Origin of the sequence: Dyadobacter fermentans DSM 18053 (assembly GCF_000023125.1) — a bacterium.
GTDB lineage: Bacteria > Bacteroidota > Bacteroidia > Cytophagales > Spirosomataceae > Dyadobacter > Dyadobacter fermentans.
In genome coordinates this window covers 38,438-57,382 of record NC_013037.1, presented here as the reverse complement: position 1 = coordinate 57,382, position 18,945 = coordinate 38,438, and the positions used below count along the sequence as shown (strand labels likewise).

Annotated in this window: 13 protein-coding genes; 10 read left to right on the top strand and 3 right to left on the bottom strand. The window is 50.0% G+C overall.

Annotated elements, in window-relative coordinates:
* Positions 1-2: 2 nt before the first annotated feature.
* Together DFER_RS00235 and DFER_RS00230 are read right to left on the bottom strand one after the other, a co-directional pair.
* Positions 3-1,532, bottom strand: coding sequence for a DUF1501 domain-containing protein (locus DFER_RS00235; protein WP_012779668.1), 1,530 nt, complete (start codon positions 1,530-1,532; stop codon positions 3-5).
* 12 nt (positions 1,533-1,544) lie between these two features.
* Positions 1,545-3,182, bottom strand: coding sequence for a DUF1800 domain-containing protein (locus DFER_RS00230; RefSeq protein ID WP_012779667.1), 1,638 nt, complete (start codon positions 3,180-3,182; stop codon positions 1,545-1,547).
* An 830-nt stretch (positions 3,183-4,012) separates the two neighbouring features.
* On the opposite strand from DFER_RS00230, the gene DFER_RS00225 reads away from it, so the two are divergent.
* From DFER_RS00225 to DFER_RS00195, 8 genes are all read left to right on the top strand, one after another.
* On the top strand, positions 4,013-5,383 hold the full coding sequence (locus tag DFER_RS00225; RefSeq protein WP_012779666.1) for a sugar transferase: 1,371 nt from the start codon (positions 4,013-4,015) through the stop codon (positions 5,381-5,383).
* A gap of 151 nt (positions 5,384-5,534) precedes the next feature.
* A complete protein-coding gene (gene rfbD, locus DFER_RS00220) occupies positions 5,535-6,401 on the top strand; it encodes a dTDP-4-dehydrorhamnose reductase (RefSeq protein ID WP_012779665.1) in 867 nt (288 codons plus the stop codon).
* A 244-nt stretch (positions 6,402-6,645) separates the two neighbouring features.
* Entirely contained in the window at positions 6,646-6,789 is a 144-nt protein-coding gene (locus DFER_RS29995; RefSeq protein WP_012779664.1) for a hypothetical protein, read from the top strand.
* Positions 6,786-8,483 (top strand): sodium:solute symporter family protein, encoded by a 1,698-nt coding sequence (locus tag DFER_RS00215; RefSeq protein WP_012779663.1) that lies wholly within the window; start codon positions 6,786-6,788, stop codon positions 8,481-8,483. Before DFER_RS29995 ends, DFER_RS00215 begins: the two co-directional genes overlap by 4 nt.
* 395 nt (positions 8,484-8,878) lie before the next feature.
* Complete coding sequence (locus DFER_RS00210; RefSeq protein WP_012779662.1) at positions 8,879-10,243, top strand: TolC family protein; 1,365 nt, start codon at positions 8,879-8,881, stop codon at positions 10,241-10,243.
* A gap of 56 nt (positions 10,244-10,299) precedes the next feature.
* On the top strand, positions 10,300-11,436 hold the full coding sequence (locus tag DFER_RS00205; protein WP_012779661.1) for an efflux RND transporter periplasmic adaptor subunit: 1,137 nt from the start codon (positions 10,300-10,302) through the stop codon (positions 11,434-11,436).
* Between the two features lie 39 nt (positions 11,437-11,475).
* Positions 11,476-14,643, top strand: a complete 3,168-nt coding sequence (locus DFER_RS00200) for an efflux RND transporter permease subunit (RefSeq protein ID WP_012779660.1) — start codon at positions 11,476-11,478, stop codon at positions 14,641-14,643.
* A 90-nt stretch (positions 14,644-14,733) separates the two neighbouring features.
* Positions 14,734-15,636, top strand: a complete 903-nt coding sequence (locus DFER_RS00195) for a bestrophin family protein (RefSeq protein WP_012779659.1) — start codon at positions 14,734-14,736, stop codon at positions 15,634-15,636.
* 52 nt (positions 15,637-15,688) lie between these two features.
* Here the strand turns inward: DFER_RS00195 and DFER_RS00190 are convergent, their stop codons facing one another.
* Positions 15,689-17,074, bottom strand: coding sequence for a DUF4270 family protein (locus DFER_RS00190; RefSeq protein ID WP_012779658.1), 1,386 nt, complete (start codon positions 17,072-17,074; stop codon positions 15,689-15,691).
* A gap of 482 nt (positions 17,075-17,556) precedes the next feature.
* Here DFER_RS00190 and DFER_RS00185 point away from each other — a divergent pair, with 482 nt between their 5' ends.
* On the top strand, positions 17,557-18,597 hold the full coding sequence (locus tag DFER_RS00185) for a Kelch repeat-containing protein (protein WP_012779657.1): 1,041 nt from the start codon (positions 17,557-17,559) through the stop codon (positions 18,595-18,597).
* The gene (locus DFER_RS00180) at positions 18,594-18,941 is read left to right on the top strand and encodes a DUF4907 domain-containing protein (RefSeq protein ID WP_012779656.1); all 348 of its coding nucleotides are present in this window, start codon (positions 18,594-18,596) and stop codon (positions 18,939-18,941) included. The genes DFER_RS00185 and DFER_RS00180 overlap by 4 nt, the downstream gene beginning before the upstream one ends.
* Positions 18,942-18,945 lie beyond the last annotated feature (4 nt).

The following is an 18,945-nucleotide window of genomic DNA, read 5'->3' as shown; positions in this document are numbered from 1 at the left end:
GCTTAGCCGGTCACATTGACACTGAAATCACCCAGAAATTTAAGTTTGCCTCCTGATTCGACCTTGACTTCCCGCGCAGTGATATTTTGGCCTACATCAACGACATGTCCGGAATTTATCCTGATAATGGTCTTTGAGTCCGGTACACGACCGTTGGACCAAATTTCAGGATTTGCCCAGGCACCAGACGAAATGCTCTGCACAACATCGGAGAAAAGCGAAGTGGTTTTAAAGTTCTTGTAAAGTATCTGATCGGTTTTTTGACTGGAAGTTCCAAACCATTCGTTCAGAATATCGCTATACACTCTCCGGAAATCAATTTGCATTTTGATATCCCGGTTCTTGTCCCATGCAGCTGGATTTGCCGGAAGCAACCCATTCACCAAATTAGGATTTGTACCGATCAGTTGCCTTTTGATTCCCGAACCAAAAACAAACATCGGCGCTCCGATACCATGATCAGTCCCCTTGGAAGCATTTGATGTAGCCCTCCTGCCAAAATCTGAAAATGTCATCCCCAACACTTTATCTTCAATTCCTTGCAATTTCAAATCGTTTTGAAAAGCAAAAATGGCGTCGGATAGTTTTTTTAGAAGTTGTGCGTGTACCCCCTCAGTGCTGGTTGTTCCAACCTGCGCGGCATGGGTGTCAAATCCCCCGAGCTCCACATAGTAAATCTTTGATTTCAATCCTCCATGAATGAGCCGGGCAACGATTTTCAACTGCTCTGCCAATTCGTTATTCTGAGAGGCGTCAGGATACGACGCCTTGTTGCTTCCCGCATCAGCCGCAGCCTTAATTTCAGAGGCATATCCGGTGGACAGTATCTGCTGCTGCCTGATAAACGCCGTTAATTCCCCTGCGTCGCAGCACGGTAAGCCGCTTTCGGGAGATAAATTGGGAGCCCCGATAAGCTGATAGAATGAATTTGGGTCTTTGAGGGTTGTTGCCATTGATTGGTTATTTCCCAGCAGTGCCGTAGTACCGATTTGTCCGATTTGGATTGCCAGCGGATCTTCCATTTCGGCGTTCGGATAACTTGCGGGATAGCCAGAGAAGCGGTCATTCAAGTATCTGCCTGCCCAACCGGATGTTGAGTACTTTGTCGAATCAACACCTGTCATCCAGATATCAGTTGACCGGTAATGTGATTGATTTGGATCCGGATAAGAAACTGAATTGATAATGGCCAGCTTACCCTCATCGTACAGGGCGCGCATTCCCGTCATTGCAGGATGAAAACCCGATTCAGAGTTGCCCGAAAGACGCAAAACTTGGCTTTCAGGTATCGCTATGTTGCTTCGAAGATTATAGTACTCAGAGTAAAATTCGAGCGGAATTACTGTATTCAATCCATCATTCCCTCCGCCCAGGTAAACAATCACTAGTATGCGATCGCTGTTCAGGGCCGCAGTTGCCTTTAACGATTGAACAAGTGAGGAGCCCTTTGCCAATGATTTAACCCCAAATCCATTCAACACAACCGGCAGCAAAAATGAAGACGCTGCTGTAACAAATTCTCTTCTTTTCACGGATTAATAATGTTAAAATAATTGATATTCAGCCATTCTCAACATATATCTCAGCAGGGTGCGACATCTCCAAAGAATCGTATTTTGCTTGGTAGCGTCTGTTGGCGCAGCTCGATAGGCATCCCACTCCTTCACCCAGGTTGTACGGGGGCTGCTGTTCATCATCATGATTTTGTCGATCAAAAAATCCCGTTGCGCCTGAGATAGCTCAACGGCATACAGATTTTTTGAGAATTCGGCCAGGACTTGTTCACAGGTTATTGCCGGGCTTGCCGCCACATTCGCAAAATTCGGTTGGATAGCCTTTAGTTTGCCTAGTATATCGACACCCAGTAAATAACCCGGCTTGATTTGTAAAGACGGTGAAACCAGGCCATCCATACGCGAGCCTCGAAGGCCGAGTGCAGTTCCATTGATCCAGTTGCGGGAATAGCCCGTTTGGTAGTAGGGCAGCGAACCGAAAACAGATGGTTGATTTAAAAAGCTCAACTGCATTGCATTCATGCTGCTAAGAACATAGTTCATCATGGTCTTGAAAGACACATATTCCGTTGTAATGTCGGGAACAGGCTGGTTGAATAGCCTAAGAGTTCCAATCATTAATTCTGCTGGCGATTTGATTATAGCTCCAATATTTCGGACGTCATAAAATATCTCGCTGCTGAGGAGCTTCTTCAACAGCGGGGCAATTTTGAAGTTATTTCCACTACTCGCGAAAAAGCTGGCTAGTGGTATAATAACCTGCTGCTCAATTTCATCCGTGACGTTAGGATTAACATACCAGCGATACAGCTTTCGACATATGAATTTAGGTGTCTCGGGATGCTGCAACAACATATCGACAAGATCTTTCAATTCTTCGTCACCCGCCGTGGGCCCGCTTCTTCCCTGTATCGACGCGCTATTGTATTTAGTCGAGAAAGTTTTAGTCGAGGTATCATGTCTGTCGGGATTGAAGGTTGTGTCAAAGGACGTAGAGCCATCTTTACGGCGATTTGACGCTTGCCACCCTGTAAGCACGCGAGCTGCCGCCTTTACATCCTCTTCGGTGTAGTTATCATTCCCGGAGAAATCCTTCTGGCCAACGGTAAAGAGTTCCTGAAGTTCTCGTGCGTAATTCTCATTCGGGTTGCCCTTTGTATTTTCGTTTCCATTGAGAAAAATAAGCATGGCCGGATCCTTTGTAATGCCGATGGCCATATCACGAAAATTCCCTAACGCGTTGGCGCGCAGAAATGTCAGATACCTGTTAGTAAAACGGTAATCTGCGACCTGAGCCCTTGCTGTGACAAAGTGATTTTGCCAAAATGCCGTAAGCTTTTCCAGAACTGCCGGGCGGCCATTCTGCTCAGTCATCAAACCGACCCACCAATACTGAATGTAGTTGTAGTATTCCGAATCCCTCTGAACACTGTAAGCCTTGGTCAGAAACGGCTGCCCCGAATCTGATCTTCCCGCCTCCATTTCAACCGGCGGCGGCGGTGTGGCTCGATAAGATGAATTGTTAATGAGAATGTCTACTGCCTGCTCCGCAGTCTTTCCAACCAAACTGGCTATCTCATCATGCGTAGGGCCAAATGTGGCCCGTCTCAGCAAATGGGCAGCGGTAGCAGCCGTAAGCGGCGCGCTAAAAGGATCTGTAAATGCCATATCAGGCCAAACGAGAAATTAACGGTTAACACTATATGTTATATCGAATTCCCAATGCGGTTTAGGCAGAAAAGCCCTAGCCAGGAAGTTTAATTCGGACATTGCTATTCACAGGTACGTCCAAAACGGGCATAAGCCTGTACGCAACTCCGCCGGTCTTAACGACAGCGCAATCTTCAATGCGATGACCCCAAACGGCCTTCGACAAAATCTAACTAAGGAAGTGATTCGGAAAAGTCCCAGTCTCCACGTCCATTCAACACTCAGATAAGTAGCTACTTTTTATTACGACACAAATGTCGCAATAAAACATGAATAATACAAATTATTTCTACAAGTTTGTAAAAATTTGATTTTCCCATTCCTTTAAAAAACCTAAAATCGGTTACATCAAAGAATAACTTGATTGTTATGACTACCAGTCATATATAAGCAATTCACCAGAATTGAACATTTCCAAGAAAAAATTACTTGCAAACCTAGCTTTTTGGGCGTTGTGCGCTAATTCCTTACAAATTTCGCCTCGAAATGGAAATGGCATAAATTAATCTGTGGCCATAATTGTCTTTCGATTTATGCCATTTCCCGGCCTTACATCCCTTTTCGAAGGACGTCGATTATTTTGATGTCGCATTTAGCTAACCCAGTGTAGCACAATGTCAGGATATTTGATAGCGATTACGATATAGTTGGATTTTTTTACAGTAGTCGGTTAGGAATATTGGCATTATTGTTTTAACATTGCTTTCGCGTATCGAATCGTTTTCTCCTTTCATTAATCCAGTGTGGGCGACAACGACGACGCAAAATCTACTCAACGTTAACATCTTATGAAAAACCATTATCCAGGCCTCCTGCCCAAGGTACATCTGTGGTTGGACGTCGCTCTCCTCAACTTATGCTTCTTCGTTGCCTACCTGCTCCGGTTCGATAATGTAGACGGCTTTCTGGAAAATGAGTACATCAATTTGCTTCTGGTAGCAAACCTCGTTTGGATCTTCACGATCCACATCTTCAAAACATATCTTTTTACACGGCTTTCTTATCATTTTAATACGCAGCTGGCCGCCTTTCTCAAAGCGGTGACGGTACATGCGGCAGTGATTACTGCATTTCTATATTTGACTAAGCAGGGGGAAGACTATTCGCGGTACCAATTCCTGATGACGTATTGCTTCTTCGTGGCGACATCGACCCTCAGCAGGGCCGCCGTGGTGATCTTCCTCAAAATGTACCGCCAGGCAGGATACAATTTTAATCGTTATGCGATTGTTGGCAGAGGGGAACTGGCCCAGCTTATAAGAGAATTCTACAACGACCGTAAAGAGCTTGGCTATCGCTACTACGGAATGTTACAACCAAGCGAGCATTCCGGCAGTGGTATCGACGAAATTGAGTCATTGGTCAAAGGCAAGCAGCTCGACTACCTATACTGTTGTCTGTCCGAAATGACGGATGAGCAGGTTAGAGAGGTGATCAAAATGGGCGAACGCCAACGCACCCAAATCCGCCTCGTCCCCGACTTCCGTGGCTTTGTAACCAACATGGCGACCATCGAGTACCACGATATGTATCCGATTATTCAGATCAACACCAAGCCTTTTTCCAGCTTGAATGAGCAAACGGTTAAAAGAGCTTTCGACCTGATATTCTCCGTCATCGTCATGATCCTCGGCGCGCCGGTGTTCTTCCTGGTTTGGGCAGCCATTAAAATATCCTCGCCGGGTCCCGTGTTTTTCAAACAGCAGCGCTCGGGTCGCTGGGGCGAACTGTTCTACATTTACAAATTCCGCAGCATGCGCGTAGATGCAGATAAAATGGGATTGCAGCATTCCAAGGGCGACGACGATCCGCGCATCACGCCGATTGGCCGTATCCTTCGCAAATCCCGTCTTGACGAGCTTCCGCAGTTTATAAACGTGCTGAAAGGCGAAATGTCGGTGGTAGGACCGCGTCCATTGTACAAGTACGACGTGGACATGCTGATGGAAGCCGCTCCGCACGATTTTCAGCGCCTGCTGACTGTTAAACCGGGCATTACATCCATCGGCCAGATCAATGTGGGCTATGCCGACACCGTGGCCAAAAACGTAGAGCGGCTCAAATACGATCTTCAATACCTTAAATCATATAGTGTTTTTGATGATGTTCAGCTCATATTCAGGACCGTACAGGTGATGGTTCTCGGACGCGGGCAGTAATAATTACAGTATCCAAAATGAATGCAGATCAAATGGCGCTACTGGCGCCATTTGTTTTATAAAAGCATTTTACAAAAATAATGGCCGGCCAAAACAGTCACCAGCTACCGCATTCCCTATCTTTGCAACGAACGTCCTTTAAACATTCTCAATGAAAATAGTTGTATTAGGTGCCTCGGGGCAGCTGGGAAGCTGTCTTAAAAAAGTCTCAACGGAACGTAATCTCACCGATATTTCATTCCCTTCCGAAGAATTCGCCAATATCCTCGATAAGGACCTGCTCGACCAACTCCTCGCCACCGAAAAGCCGCAATTCGTGATCAACTGCGCTGCTTACACGGCCGTGGACAAGGCCGAAGACGATGTGGATACATGCCGGAAGGTGAACCGCGACGGCGCAGCGTACATTGCCGAGGTTTGCCGGAAACACGGGGCGGCACTTGTTCACGTTTCCACCGATTTCGTCTTCAAAGGAAATGTGCCCAAATTGCTTTCAGAAACCGATCCGGCGGAACCCGAGAATATATACGGCCTGACTAAGCTCGAAGGCGAAGCCGCTATCGCAGCGATCCTTCCCGAGCATTACACCATCCGCACAAGCTGGCTTTACTCCGAATTCGGTAACAACTTTGTAAAAACAATGCTGCGACTGGGCCGCGAGCGCGAGCAGCTGGGGGTGATCGTTGATCAGGTGGGCTCTCCTACCTACGCCATCGACCTTGCCACTACGATTCTGGACATCATCGAGTCCGGCAATACATCCTACGGCATTTACCATTACAGCAACGAAGGCGTTACGTCCTGGTACGATTTCGCGAAGGCGGTTTTCGACCTCAGCGAAACTTCCGTCAAACTCAATCCTGTGAAAACCTCCGAATATGTGACGCGCGCCGTGCGGCCAGCGTATTCGGTCATGGACAAATCGAAAATCAAAAGTACTTTCGGCATTTCGATCCCCTACTGGCGCGATAGCCTGAGCATTTGCGTCGACCGGCTGATCAACGAAACTGCCAGCTAGGCACTCGTCAACGCACGAATTTTTTATCTTTCGGTAGGCCGGTTTGGGGTTTTAACACGCCCGATCGGCCTGCTTTCTGTGTCTGGCCACGCAGCTGCTCCGTTCCTTCGCCTTGCTGCCCATATGCCTACCGTTAACGCTTCGTTAACATTTTTACATGCTAAAAGTAACTCAAAACCGTTCTACTTTTGCTTGTGGTACAATACCCGGCCATTTTTCAGCACTAAACCTCTCAACCCGACCCATGATCATAAAAGAAAATAGCTCGCAGGACCGCGACGGGCTGCCCCCGTTTGTGAATAGCTGGAAACAGCTTTACATTCTACTCATTGGCATGCTCGCATTGCAAATTGTCCTCTTCTATTTATTTATGACCCGTTTTCAATGAGCACGCTCGACTGGATTGTTCTTTCTCTTGCCCTGCTGTTTGTTGTTTTTTATGGGATCTACCGGAGTCGTGAAAAGCACACGATGGACTCCTTTTTGCTTGCTGGGCAGTCTATGCCCTGGTACCATGTGACATTGTCGCTCATGGCTACCCAAGCGAGCGCAATCACCTTCCTTTCGGCGCCCGGGCAGGCCTACACCGATGGAATGCGGTTTGTGCAGTTCTATTTCGGCCTGCCGCTTGCGATGGTGGTACTTTGCGTGACTTTCGTTCCCAAATTCGGGAAGTTGAAAATCTTTACGGCCTACGAATTCCTGGAAGGTCGCTTCGATCTGCGCACGCGCGCTCTCACGGCATTTTTGTTCCTCCTGCAACGCGGTTTATCCACCGGGCTTTCCATTTATGCCCCGTCTCTGATACTATCGGCCATTTTGGGCTGGGATATTACATGGACCAACATTATTTCCGGAGGCGTAGTGATCCTCTACACTACTCTCGGCGGCTCGCGGGCCGTTTCGCACACACATTTGCAGCAAATGGGCATTATCACCATCGGCATGGTGGTGGCGGGTGTGATGGTGGTCAAGTTCCTGCCCGGGCAGGTTTCGTTCACCGATGCGCTGCATGTGGCCGGCAAAATGGGTAAAGTGAACCTGATCGACTTCACATTCGACCTCAACAACAGATATAATGTATGGTCCGGGCTGATCGGCGGGTTCTTTCTCCAACTCTCCTATTTCGGCACCGATCAGTCGCAGGTAGGGCGGTTTCTTACCGGCAGTTCGCAGGGACAAAGCAAATTGGGACTGGCCATGAACGGCTTGCTCAAAATACCCATGCAATTCCTCATCCTGCTCGTGGGGGTGCTGGTGTTCGCATTCTACCAGTTTACGGCGCCGCCGCTGTTTTTCAATCAAACGGCTGTGGATCAGGTCAAATCCACTCCCTATGCTGCTGAATATGCGGCTTTGGAAAAACAACATGCCGAGATCCAGGCCGTGAAGCGCCCGCATGTGATGGCCTTGACCGAAGCCATCCGCCAGGACGATGCCCAGGCGATTGCATCATCCAGAACCGTACTTGCCGACCTGGAAAGTAAAGTAAAAGACGTTCGGAAGGAAGCTACCGCCGTGCTTTCCAAAGCGAATGGCGGCGATACCAACGACGTGAACTACATTTTCCTCCGATTCGTGATCGACTACCTGCCCGTGGGCATGGTGGGACTGCTCATTGCGGTGATCCTGCTCGCTTCAATGGGCTCCGTCGCAGCAGCTTACAACTCGCTCGCATCCTGCACGATCGTCGATATTTATAAAAGGATAATCCGCAAAGACGAAAACGGCCGGAACTACGTGGCCGCCTCGCGCTGGGCGACGGTTTTCTGGGGTATCTTCTGCATTGCGGTGGCGCAATATGCCTCGCGCCTGGGTAGTATGATCGAAGCCGTGAACATACTTGGATCGCTATTCTACGGTACAATTCTCGGAATATTCCTGGTAGCATTCTATTTCAAAAACATCGGCAGCCGGGCGGTATTCTGGGGAAGCATTATCGGAGAAATGTTCGTGATCGCAAGCTACGTGATCGACCTCACGGCATTCCTCTGGCTAAACCTGATCGGCTGTGCGCTCGTGATCATCTTCGCCTGGGTGATAGAAAAAATCTGGCCGGAGCAAACGCAGGTTGCCGGGTAACGGTCAATGCGTAAATTTTACACAGTGCTGATGCCTTTGAAACGTCCCATTAGAGCACAATTCTCTTTAAAAATTAAACATTTTAAAGAATTCATGGTGCACTACCCATTTTTTTCAAACGCATCGGAAACTATTCCCGCATTTTAATCCTTAATAAGTACAATCGGACAACGGGGCTGCTTATACGCAGAAGCATAATGTCACCGATTGTTTACAAAAAATTTCTTAAACCCACAGGCCATGCTAACGCCGCTCAATCCTTTCTTTTCCGGGGTCAAGATCCAGTTCCTTCCTACGGACAGCTGATCCTTTTCTTACTTTTTTCCAATTATGCAACTTGTTCATCACCAAGCAAGAAGCACGTTATCTCTATCCAAATTCTAATTAACACCTACATGAATTATTGGTCTAAGCCACAAAAAACGACGCGTTTGGCGCTTAGCTCGGCATTCCTTTTTTTGAATTTTATCGGTTCCGCCCTCGCGCAGGGTATTCAGGAAAGTAGCCGGGAAGCGCCGGTGTTAGAGCAGGCAACGTTACAGGACGTGGTTGCCTATGCCATCAAAAACCAGCCAGCGATCCAGCAATCGCTGATCGACGAGCAGATCACCGCCAACCAGGTCCGCGCCAAACTGGCCGACTGGTACCCGCAGATCAACTTTAATTACAATTTGCAGCACAACTTCATCGTACAGACGAGCATTATCGCCGGAAACCCGGTAAAACTGGGGGTTAACAACATTTCGGCGGCGCAGTTCACGCTCTCGCAGCAGATTTTCAACCGCGACGTGCTCCTGGCGAAACGTACCCGCGGCGACGTGCTTTTCGCGGCCAGCCAAAACACCGTGAACAACAAAACGGACCTGGCTGTGGATGTTTCGAAGGCATTTTACGACGTGCTCGCAACCACGCAGCAAATCAAGGTAGCCGATGAAGATATTGTACGCCTCGAACGCAGCCTCAGAGATGCCGAAAACCAGTACAAGTCCGGCATTACCGACAAGATCGACTTCAAAAGGGCGACCATTTCGCTCAACAACACGCGTGCGAACAGGAAAAGCAACGACGAAGTGTTGAAGGCCAAATTGGAATACCTGAAAACGCTGATGGGCTATCCGCTGAACAAAGCGCTGGAAATCAGCTATGATACCCTGCAAATGGAACGCGAGATCGCGCTCGACACGATGCAGAATGTGGACCTGAACGCGCGCATCGAATACCAGATCCTCGCGACGCAGAAAAAACTCGCGGAAGCCAATTTGCAATACAATAAATGGAGCTACCTGCCGAATCTTTCGCTGAACGGCGCCTACAACCTCAACTTCCAGAACAACCAGTTTTCGGACCTTTATAACAAGAATTATCCGAACTCCTTCGGCTTGCTGACGCTCTCGCTACCCATTTTCCAGGGCGGTAAACGCAAGGCCAACACGAAGCAGGCCGAATGGGCCCTCAAACGCCTCGACTGGGATTTGAAAGGACTGCAAAACAATGTCAACTCGGAATATGCGGCTGCATTGGCCAATTACAAGGGCAACCTCACGAACCTGCTCGCGCAGAAAGAAAATGTGGAGCTGGCCCGCGAGGTGTATGACGTAATCCAGCTGCAATACAAATCGGGCATTAAAACCTACCTCGAAGTGGTGACGTCCGAAACAGACCTGCGTCTGGCGCGCATCAACTACTATAATGCATTGTACCTGGTGCTGGCGAGCAAGATCGACGTTCAGAAAGCGCTCGGACAGATCAATATCCAGTAACCGGCCAGCAACGGCCCTCATTAACACCAGCTTCCATTAGAAAATATTTTAATGATATGTTTTTAAATACAACAAAATATTACTCCGCTGCCCTGCTTGCATTGACGATCTTCTCCTGCGGCAAAAAAGATCAGCAGCAACAGCCAACCGGCCCGATGGCCGTTCCGGTGACTTTGACGGAAGTTAAATCCTCGGAAGCATCCTACTACGACGAATACCCCGGAACTGTGGTGCCGCTGAACGAGGTGGAACTGCGCCCGCAGGTAACCGGCTTTGTAACCGGCATTCATTTTACGGATGGCGCCCGCGTACGCAAAGGCCAGCTGCTCTACACGATCGACGCACAGCTTTACGACGCCAACTACGACCAGGCCGTGGCCAACCTGAATGTACAGGAAGCTAACCTCGCCCGCGCCCAGAAAGACGCCGACCGTTACCATGAACTCGAAAAAAATGACGCCGTTGCGAAACAGCTGGTAGACAATGCCGATGCGGCACTGGAAGTGGCCAAACGGCAGGTGGACGCCGCCAAAGCGAGCATTAAGGCTTCGCAAACGAGTGTGCGCTATACCAAGGTAATGGCCCCATTCGATGGTATTATCGGCATTTCTGCCGTAAAAGTCGGCGCGCCCGTTTCGGCAGGACAAACGATCCTCAATACCGTTTCGACCGACAGCCAGCTTGCCGTCGATTTCAATGTGGATCAGAAAGAGATTTACCGCTTTACCACATTGATGAAGTCGCAAAAAGCGAGCGACTCGACATTCTCGCTCAAATTCGGAACCGACATTTATCCCGCGCACGGCAAAATCGCCCTGCTCGACCGAGCCGTGGACCCGCAAACAGGTAGCATCAAGGCGCGTCTCGTTTTCCCCAATAAGGACAATCAGCTTCGTGCAGGCATGAGCGGAACCGTGCGTGTACTGAACAATGCCGGCTCGAAATCGCTCGTGATCCCTTACAAAGCGGTTACCGAGCAGCTGGGCGAATTCTTCGTGTACGTGGCGGGCGACAGCAGCAAGGTTACCCAACGCAAAGTGGTGCTCGGAACTGCCATCGGCCCGAACATTATTATCCGCGAGGGCTTGCAGGAAGGCGAGAAAATCGCGGTGGAAGGAGTTCAGAACCTTCGTGAAGGAGCAGTGATTCAGGAAGGCGCGCCTGCTCAGGGCGGCGCTCCCAAGAAGCAATAAGCAGCCGGTTCCTTTTACTATTTCATAAACCAGTACGAAATGATTGCAGATGTTTTTATAAAAAGGCCGGTCACCGCGATAGTATCCTCGGTGGTGCTGGTCCTGGTGGGGCTCATTGCCCTTACCACCCTGCCGGTGGCCCAATATCCCGATGTTACCCCTCCTACCGTAACCGTTAGCGGGAACTTCACGGGAGCCGACGCGCAGACGGTCGAGCAGACGACCACAACCCCCATTGAAACGCAGATCAACGGTGTGCCCGGCATGACCTACATGTCGAGTAACAGTACCAGCAGCGGCCAGAGCAGCATTAACGTCGTGTTCGACGTGGGTACGGACGTGAACATTGCGGCTCTCGACGTGCAAAACCGCGTGAGCGTGGCAGAGCCTACCTTGCCCGATGCGGTGAAGCGCCTCGGTCTGACCGTCCGCAAACGTCAGCCGAGCATCATGATCGCCCTGGCATTGTATTCGCCGAACGGCACGCACGACGCGCAATTTATCGGTAACTATGCCAACATTTACCTGAAAGACGCACTCCAACGCGTAAAAGGTGTAGGTGACATTGTATCCCGCGCCGACGACTTCGGTATGCGGATCTGGCTGAACCCCGAGAAACTGGCCAACCTCCGCATGACGCCATCGGACATCTCCGCGGCATTGGCGGAGCAGAACTTGCAGATTGCGGCCGGTACCGTCGGCGGCACGCCTCAGCCCGGCGCGCAGGCATTTGAATACAGCGTACTCACCAACAGCCGCCTGAATACCAAGGAGCAGTTCGAAAACATCATCGTACGATCCGCTCCCGAGGAAGGAAGTGTGGTGTACCTGCGCGACGTGGCGCGCGTGGAACTGGGTAAGTTCGACTACGGCGTGAATGCATTCGTGGCGGGAAAACCAGCTGCATTCGTGCTCATTTACCAGGCGCCCGACGCCAATGCGCTCGATACCTACGAAGGGGTAATGAAGGCGCTGACGGAAATGAAGAAAACTTTCCCGAAAGACATCGACTATGTGATCCCGGTTGAAACAGCTTCGGTCGTGAAAGTGTCCATCGAGGAAGTATTGCACACATTCGGTGAGGCGATGATCCTCGTGGTGCTCGTGGTGTTTTTGTTCCTCCAAAACTGGCGGGCAACCCTGATCCCCATCCTGGCGATCCCGGTTTCCCTGATCGGTACATTTATATTCTTTATTCCATTCGGTTTTACGATCAACACGCTCACGCTCTTTGCGTTCGTACTCGCGATCGGTATCGTGGTGGATGATGCGATTGTGGTGGTGGAAGCGGTGCAGCATTATATTGATGAAAAGAAAATGTCGCCGCGCGCCGCTACTGAGCAGGCCATGAAAGACATTTCGGGCCCGGTAATCGCGATTGCGCTCATCCTCGCGGCGGTGTTTGTGCCGGTAGGTTTTGTACCGGGTATCGTGGGGCGCCTTTACCAACAGTTTGCGATCACGATCGCCGTTTCGGTATTGCTTTCGGCATTTGTGGCCCTTTCACTTACACCGGCGCTTTGCTCGATCATGCTGCGTCCTTCCAAAGGTGAGAATGATAAAAAGAATGCATTGGAAAAATTCTTCGACCGCTTCAACCGCTGGTTCGATAAAGTTTCACGCTCCTACACGCGGGGTGTTTCCAAATGGATCAAAGCGACTCCGCTGGTACTTGTGATGATGGTCTGCTTGTTCGTGGGATTGTTCTTCCTGTTCAAAAACAAACCCTCCGGTTTTATTCCGGTCGAAGATGAGGGACGTCTGTTCGTAACCTACGAAATGCAGGAAGCAACCTCAACCACCCGCAACGTGGCGATGATTAAGGACATTATGGGCCGCGTATCCGCTATTCCCGAAGTGAAAGTGGTCGGTGGTTTGGCGGGATTGAACGTGATCAGCTTCTCGAACAAATCCAACGTGGGTACGATGTTTGTGAGCTTACATCCGTGGGCGGACCGGAAAGGTGCCGAACACCACGTGCAGGCGGTGATCAAGGAAATCCAGAAACGCACGGCCGACATCAAGGAAGCGCGCGTGCTCGCCATTGCCCCTCCTGCCATTCCAGGCTTGGGTGCAACGTCCGGTTTCACATTCCAGTTACAGCAATCGACCAGTACCGACAACATCCAGCAATTCGAAGCAGTTGCCCGCGAATTCCTCGGAAGGGTAAACAAACGCCCCGAAATTGCGATGGCTTATACCTTCTTTAATGCAAGGACGCCAAGTTACCAGATCGACGTGGACCGCGACAAGACCAAGAAGCTGGGCGTGCAGGTGAATGATGTATTCAATTCATTGTCAACGCTTCTGGGTAGCAGTTATGTAAACGACTTTAACCTCTACGGCCGTAACTTCCGCGTGATGGTGCAGGCCGACAGCAGCTTCCGCTCGTCGCTCGACAAGATCCAGAAATTCTACGTCCGCAACAAGGCCGGTAACATGGTGCCGCTCAGCGCATTGGTGACTTCGCGCGTGGTGGAAAACCCGGCATTGATTTCCCACTACAATATTTACCGTTCGGTGGAAATCAACGGTACGCCGAAACCCGGTTACAGTAGCGGCCAGGCCATCACCGCATTGCGTGAAGAGGCGGCCAAACTGCCTGCCGGTTATAGTTACGAGTTCTCCGGGATGAGTAGCGAGGAAATTAAAGCGGGCGATAGCACAGTCACCATTTTCGCGATCTCGATCGTGTTTGTGTTCCTCTTTCTCGCAGCGCTTTATGAAAGCTGGTCGATCCCGTTCTCCGTACTTTTCGCGGTACCTATCGGGGCATTCGGCTCGATCCTTACATTGACATTCCTGCCGGATTTGTCGAACAACATTTATGCGCAGATCGGTTTGATCACGCTCATCGGTCTTGCGGCGAAAAATGCGATCCTGATCGTGGAGTTTGCCAAAGAGCGGGTCGATAATGGCATGGAGCTCGTGAAAGCAACGCTCGAAGCCGTGCAGCTGCGCTTGCGGCCGATTATCATGACGTCGCTGGCGTTCATTCTCGGCGTACTTCCGCTCGCATTCGCAAGCGGGGCCGCGGCCGAATCGCGTAAAACCATCGGCTGGACGGTGTTCGGAGGAATGATCGCCGCAACTTCCCTGGCGATCTTCGTAGTACCGGTGCTGTTTGTGGCCATTGAGAAGCTCGTGACCAAAAAGGGTAACCAACCTGCCAAACCGGGCAATGCAGCCGACGCAACGGCGCATTAATCGAAAAATAGTTTTAGTTAAAAAGCGGGCTATGGAATCATCCATGGCCCGCTTTTTTATATTTTGGTAAAGAACTTATTATAGAAACACATGTACGTAAAACAGGTCTTTTCGATCTGGCGGCTCCTCAAAGGCATTTGGGTGGGAGTTGTTGCCGTAACCGCCTACGCAACGCTCGTCTTTTACCTGTTTAGTTACCAGAACTGGCATTTTCTTTCCTTCCCCATTTCCATTACCACTATTCTCGGTACCGCTCTCTCGCTGCTGCTCGGTTTCCGGACCAACTCGGCCTACGACCGCTGGTGGGAAGGCCGCAAATGCTGGGGAGAGATTGTGAACGACAGCCGGACACTCGTGCGGCAAGCTATCGCATTCATAGAAGCACCTGCGGGAGAAAAAGAAGCGCTCGTTTCGAACATCGCCCATTTGCAGATCGCCTGGTGCTATGCGCTGGCCAATTCGCTCCGCCGCACGCAAGTGCTGGTGTACGCCGACCTCCACCTCACCGCCGAGGAGCACGAGTATGTTTCCGCACAGGACAACATCCCCAATGCAATCCTCAACCTCATTCAGTTCAAAATGGCGGAATTGCATGAGGCGGGCAAAATGAAAACGCTGCTTTACCAGAACGTCGACGATACCATGCGGCGGCTCTGCGACGCGATGGGTAAATGCGAGCGGATCAAAAACACGATTTTCCCGACGCAGTACAGCTTCTTTGTACACCTGGTGATATTCATTTTCACACTCGTATTGCCAATGGGCCTCGTGGAAAGCATCGGTCGCATTGCGATCCCGATTACGTTCACCATTTCTTTCCTGTTCTTTTACATGGAATGGATCGCCTATATCATGCAAAATCCATTTGAGAACGGCCCTAACGACATTCCGATGACATCGCTCTCGCGCAATATCGAGATCAACCTGCTTCAACTCATCGGAGCCGACAAGATCCCCGAGAAAATCCTGCCCAAAAACGGCGTGGTGATGTAAAACAAAAAGGGGTGAGCGTTGCCGCTCACCCCTTTTTGCTGGATCACATATATCATTTAGGCTTAACTCTCGTGTAGAATAGTTCGAGCTCCACACCTCTTTCCGAATGGCGCTGATCGCCAATCACGAGCCTGTTCACATTCATGCTGTAATCGGTATTGGCATCGCGGAACGAGCTGCTGGAATTGTAGGGACTGCTGCGGATGACGAAGCCGCCGACGTCGTTCGTTTCCGAGATCATGAGCTCGGTAGCGAATGAGCTGATGTCGAAAAGGTAATATTCTTCATTATTAACTAGGTCCCTGATGTAACGGCTGCTGACAGGCACTTGTCCGCCGAGCATATAAATCGGCAATGTGCCGCCATTTCCGTCCGTATAAAACTGGTTGTTCCGATCCACGCGGTACAGATAAAGTGCCGGCGGAACACGGTACTGGTCGGTAACCGACGCACGCAGCGGTTTTATGCGCAGGAATGCCTTATTAATGGCAGTGTATTGCGTGTATTTCAGATTTCTAAGATATGGCAGGTCGACGCGGATCATTACACCTGTTCCCGCCTGCATGAATGCCATATTGCCCGATTGGGACGAGGGCAGCGATAACCTTCTGTTGGTCGGTAACTTCGCGAGCTGGGTGCCGGCCGGATCGGACACGATCTGGTTGTACCGCCCAATGACAGGGAATACCGCCGAGTCTTTTTTGTATTCGCTCACTAATGGCGTGTGGTAGTGAAGCTGCACTGAGGTGCTATCCGTACGGAACCCGACTACTGCGCCATTGTCCGTAGGAGCCGACGCAAGGCCCAATCCCTTCACAATATCCAGCCAGTCCTGCTCGGAGTTAAACTGATTATTCTGAGCTATTTCAAAGACCTTCTTCCCGATTTCATCCGAAAGGCGTATTCTGAGCTGTTGTGTGGTTGTAGGACGCGGAATAATGGTAGCCTTCCCGATCGCTTTCGGGTCGTAGGCGGTGGAATTATGGTTCCAGTAAGAACTTTTCTCCGTAATATCCGTCAGCAACCGGTAAACGGTCAGGTTCATCGGCTTCGTGGTGTCGCCGTAGCTGAACCGGTTGTCATATTTTAATGACAATATCAGCGAATCGTACTGGGCTTCCTTCGCGATGGCCAGCCCTTCTTTGCGGGTAGGCTGGAAAAATGTCATCGTCTTCACCTTACCGAAATAGGGATCTTTAAAAGAACCGGCAAGCATCCGGGCAGGCCCGCCTGTCATGACCGAGTCGACTGCCATCGTCGAGAGCTGGATGGTAACCGTATCGGACATCAGCACGGCGAAATCGTCGGGATTCGGTTGGGAGAGAGATTTAATTTCGTCCCCCCACTCACATGCCGTGAGAGAAAACGCAAATCCGGTTATGATCAGAAGCTTATTGACTATGGACGACCTCCCGAAGGAATAAGGCTTAAATTTCATTTAGAGCAAGAACAGTAAAAAGTGCAAAAATATCAGTTGCAAACTTAATTACAAGATGATTCGATGATTTCGGATAAATAAGAAACTAAAACCGGGTTTGCAACAAAAAACGAAATGCGCACGTAAGAGTTAGCAAAAGCGCTTTTGAACAAATACGCGGCCGGCGGATGATTAGTGGCAGACCCGGTAAGAAACGTAAAAGTGCAGAGACTATTTTAAACCATTTGTGGTTGGAATGCATCCTGAAATAGATGGAACCGGCAAACGCGCAACATTGTAACCCGATGCGCGTTGAAAGTAACTGACAGAACAAAGTTTTGGACAAAAAATTTCTGATTATTTTACTTAGCAGTATCAAGATGTTATGTTTGCAAAAAATTTAGGTTACGGATAGGCTTGTGCTGAATGGAAATACGGCTTTACCCGCAAGAATTTAACAATACCCAATACTCATTTGTAACAATTCGTCAAACTATAATTTCATGTTTAATACCTTAAAAAAGACTTCGTTAGCCCTTCTAGTCGCTTCCACTGCCCTGGTTCAGATGAGCTGTAAAGACGATGATGAGTCCGCAAAACTCGGAAACTGGTTCAGAAAAGATCTGCCTAGCTATGGAGGCTCGATCCGTACCAACGCCGTAAGTTTCGTGATTGGCAACGTAGGTTACATTGGTACTGGTTATACAAACGAAGCTGTTGCCCGGGCAAAAGACTTTTGGGCTTACAATGCCGAAAGACAAACCTGGTCGCAAATCACTCCATTCCCAGGCACCGCCCGTAACAATGCAACGGCGTTCGTGCTGAAAGGAAAAGCTTATGTAGGCGGCGGCTTCGACGATGTCCGTACCGTTGACAATGGATACAAAAAAGATTTCTACGAATACGATCCTGCTACCAACAAATGGGATGCGATCGCCGACTTCGGCGGCGGCCCGCGCCAGTTCGCAACTTCATTCGTGGTGAACGACAGAGCTTACGTTGGCCTTGGCTACAACAGCAGCAACTATTACCAGGATTTCTACGAATACAACCCTACTACCGACAAATGGACCGAAATGGCGACATTTAAAGGTGGTAAGAGAACTGGTTCAATCGCATTCACCATCGGTGATAAAGCATATGTAGGTTTCGGAAAAAGCAACTCCGGAACGTTGTTCAAAGACATTTACAGCTTCGACCCTGCCGGAAACGCCGGTGCGGGTAACTGGACCCGCGTTGATTTCGCAGCCGGTTTTGACCAGGAGTCATTCCCGACACGCGCTTATGGTCTTGCATTCGTGATCGACGGCAAGTCTTACATCGTGGGTGGAGAAGGCCGTTCCGACGTTTGGGAATTCGATCCGGGCGCGAACTCATGGACAGAAAGAGCTTCATTCCCAACGCAGCGCGGTTTTGCGGGCGGATTCGTAATTGGCAAGATCGGTTATCTTGGAACCGGTAGCGCAAGCGGCAATGGTAATGGTACCGACGATTTCTGGGGCTTCGATCCTTCACAACCAATCAACGACGACGACGATCTGTGATCCGCAAAAAAAGCAGCATCCTGATCATCGGAATACTTGCAACGGCCTTCGCAGCCGCGATTTACTTCCTGTTCTTTCAAGGACAAGGCGGAAATCCGGGCGGCGAAGGCCGTTTCAGCGTTGAAACGGTGCAGGGAGAGCATGGGTGGGGTTACGTCATCCGTGAGGATACCACGGCGGTAGTCGAGCAGAAATTCATTCCCGGAGTACCGGGTACGAGCGGGTTTTCGACAGAGCAAGATGCGGCCAACACCGGCGCGCTCGTGAAACGGAAGCTGGAACAGGGCATTTTCCCGCCCACCATCAACACGCATGAGCTGGACAGCATGCAGGTCAAGTACTGATTGT

What these genes read in the sequence shown, in the direction of transcription:
- DFER_RS00185 (WP_012779657.1), top strand. Translation starts at nt 17,557, where the DNA reads ATGTTTAATACCTTAAAAAAGACTTCGTTAGCCCTTCTAGTCGCTTCC.
- DFER_RS00210 (WP_012779662.1), top strand. Translation starts at nt 8,879, where the DNA reads ATGAATTATTGGTCTAAGCCACAAAAAACGACGCGTTTGGCGCTTAGC.
- DFER_RS00190 (WP_012779658.1), bottom strand. Translation starts at nt 17,074, where the DNA reads ATGAAATTTAAGCCTTATTCCTTCGGGAGGTCGTCCATAGTCAATAAG.
- DFER_RS29995 (WP_012779664.1), top strand. Translation starts at nt 6,646, where the DNA reads ATGATCATAAAAGAAAATAGCTCGCAGGACCGCGACGGGCTGCCCCCG.
- DFER_RS00200 (WP_012779660.1), top strand. Translation starts at nt 11,476, where the DNA reads ATGATTGCAGATGTTTTTATAAAAAGGCCGGTCACCGCGATAGTATCC.
- DFER_RS00205 (WP_012779661.1), top strand. Translation starts at nt 10,300, where the DNA reads ATGTTTTTAAATACAACAAAATATTACTCCGCTGCCCTGCTTGCATTG.
- rfbD (WP_012779665.1), top strand. Translation starts at nt 5,535, where the DNA reads ATGAAAATAGTTGTATTAGGTGCCTCGGGGCAGCTGGGAAGCTGTCTT.
- DFER_RS00225 (WP_012779666.1), top strand. Translation starts at nt 4,013, where the DNA reads ATGAAAAACCATTATCCAGGCCTCCTGCCCAAGGTACATCTGTGGTTG.
- DFER_RS00195 (WP_012779659.1), top strand. Translation starts at nt 14,734, where the DNA reads ATGTACGTAAAACAGGTCTTTTCGATCTGGCGGCTCCTCAAAGGCATT.
- DFER_RS00215 (WP_012779663.1), top strand. Translation starts at nt 6,786, where the DNA reads ATGAGCACGCTCGACTGGATTGTTCTTTCTCTTGCCCTGCTGTTTGTT.
- DFER_RS00230 (WP_012779667.1), bottom strand. Translation starts at nt 3,182, where the DNA reads ATGGCATTTACAGATCCTTTTAGCGCGCCGCTTACGGCTGCTACCGCT.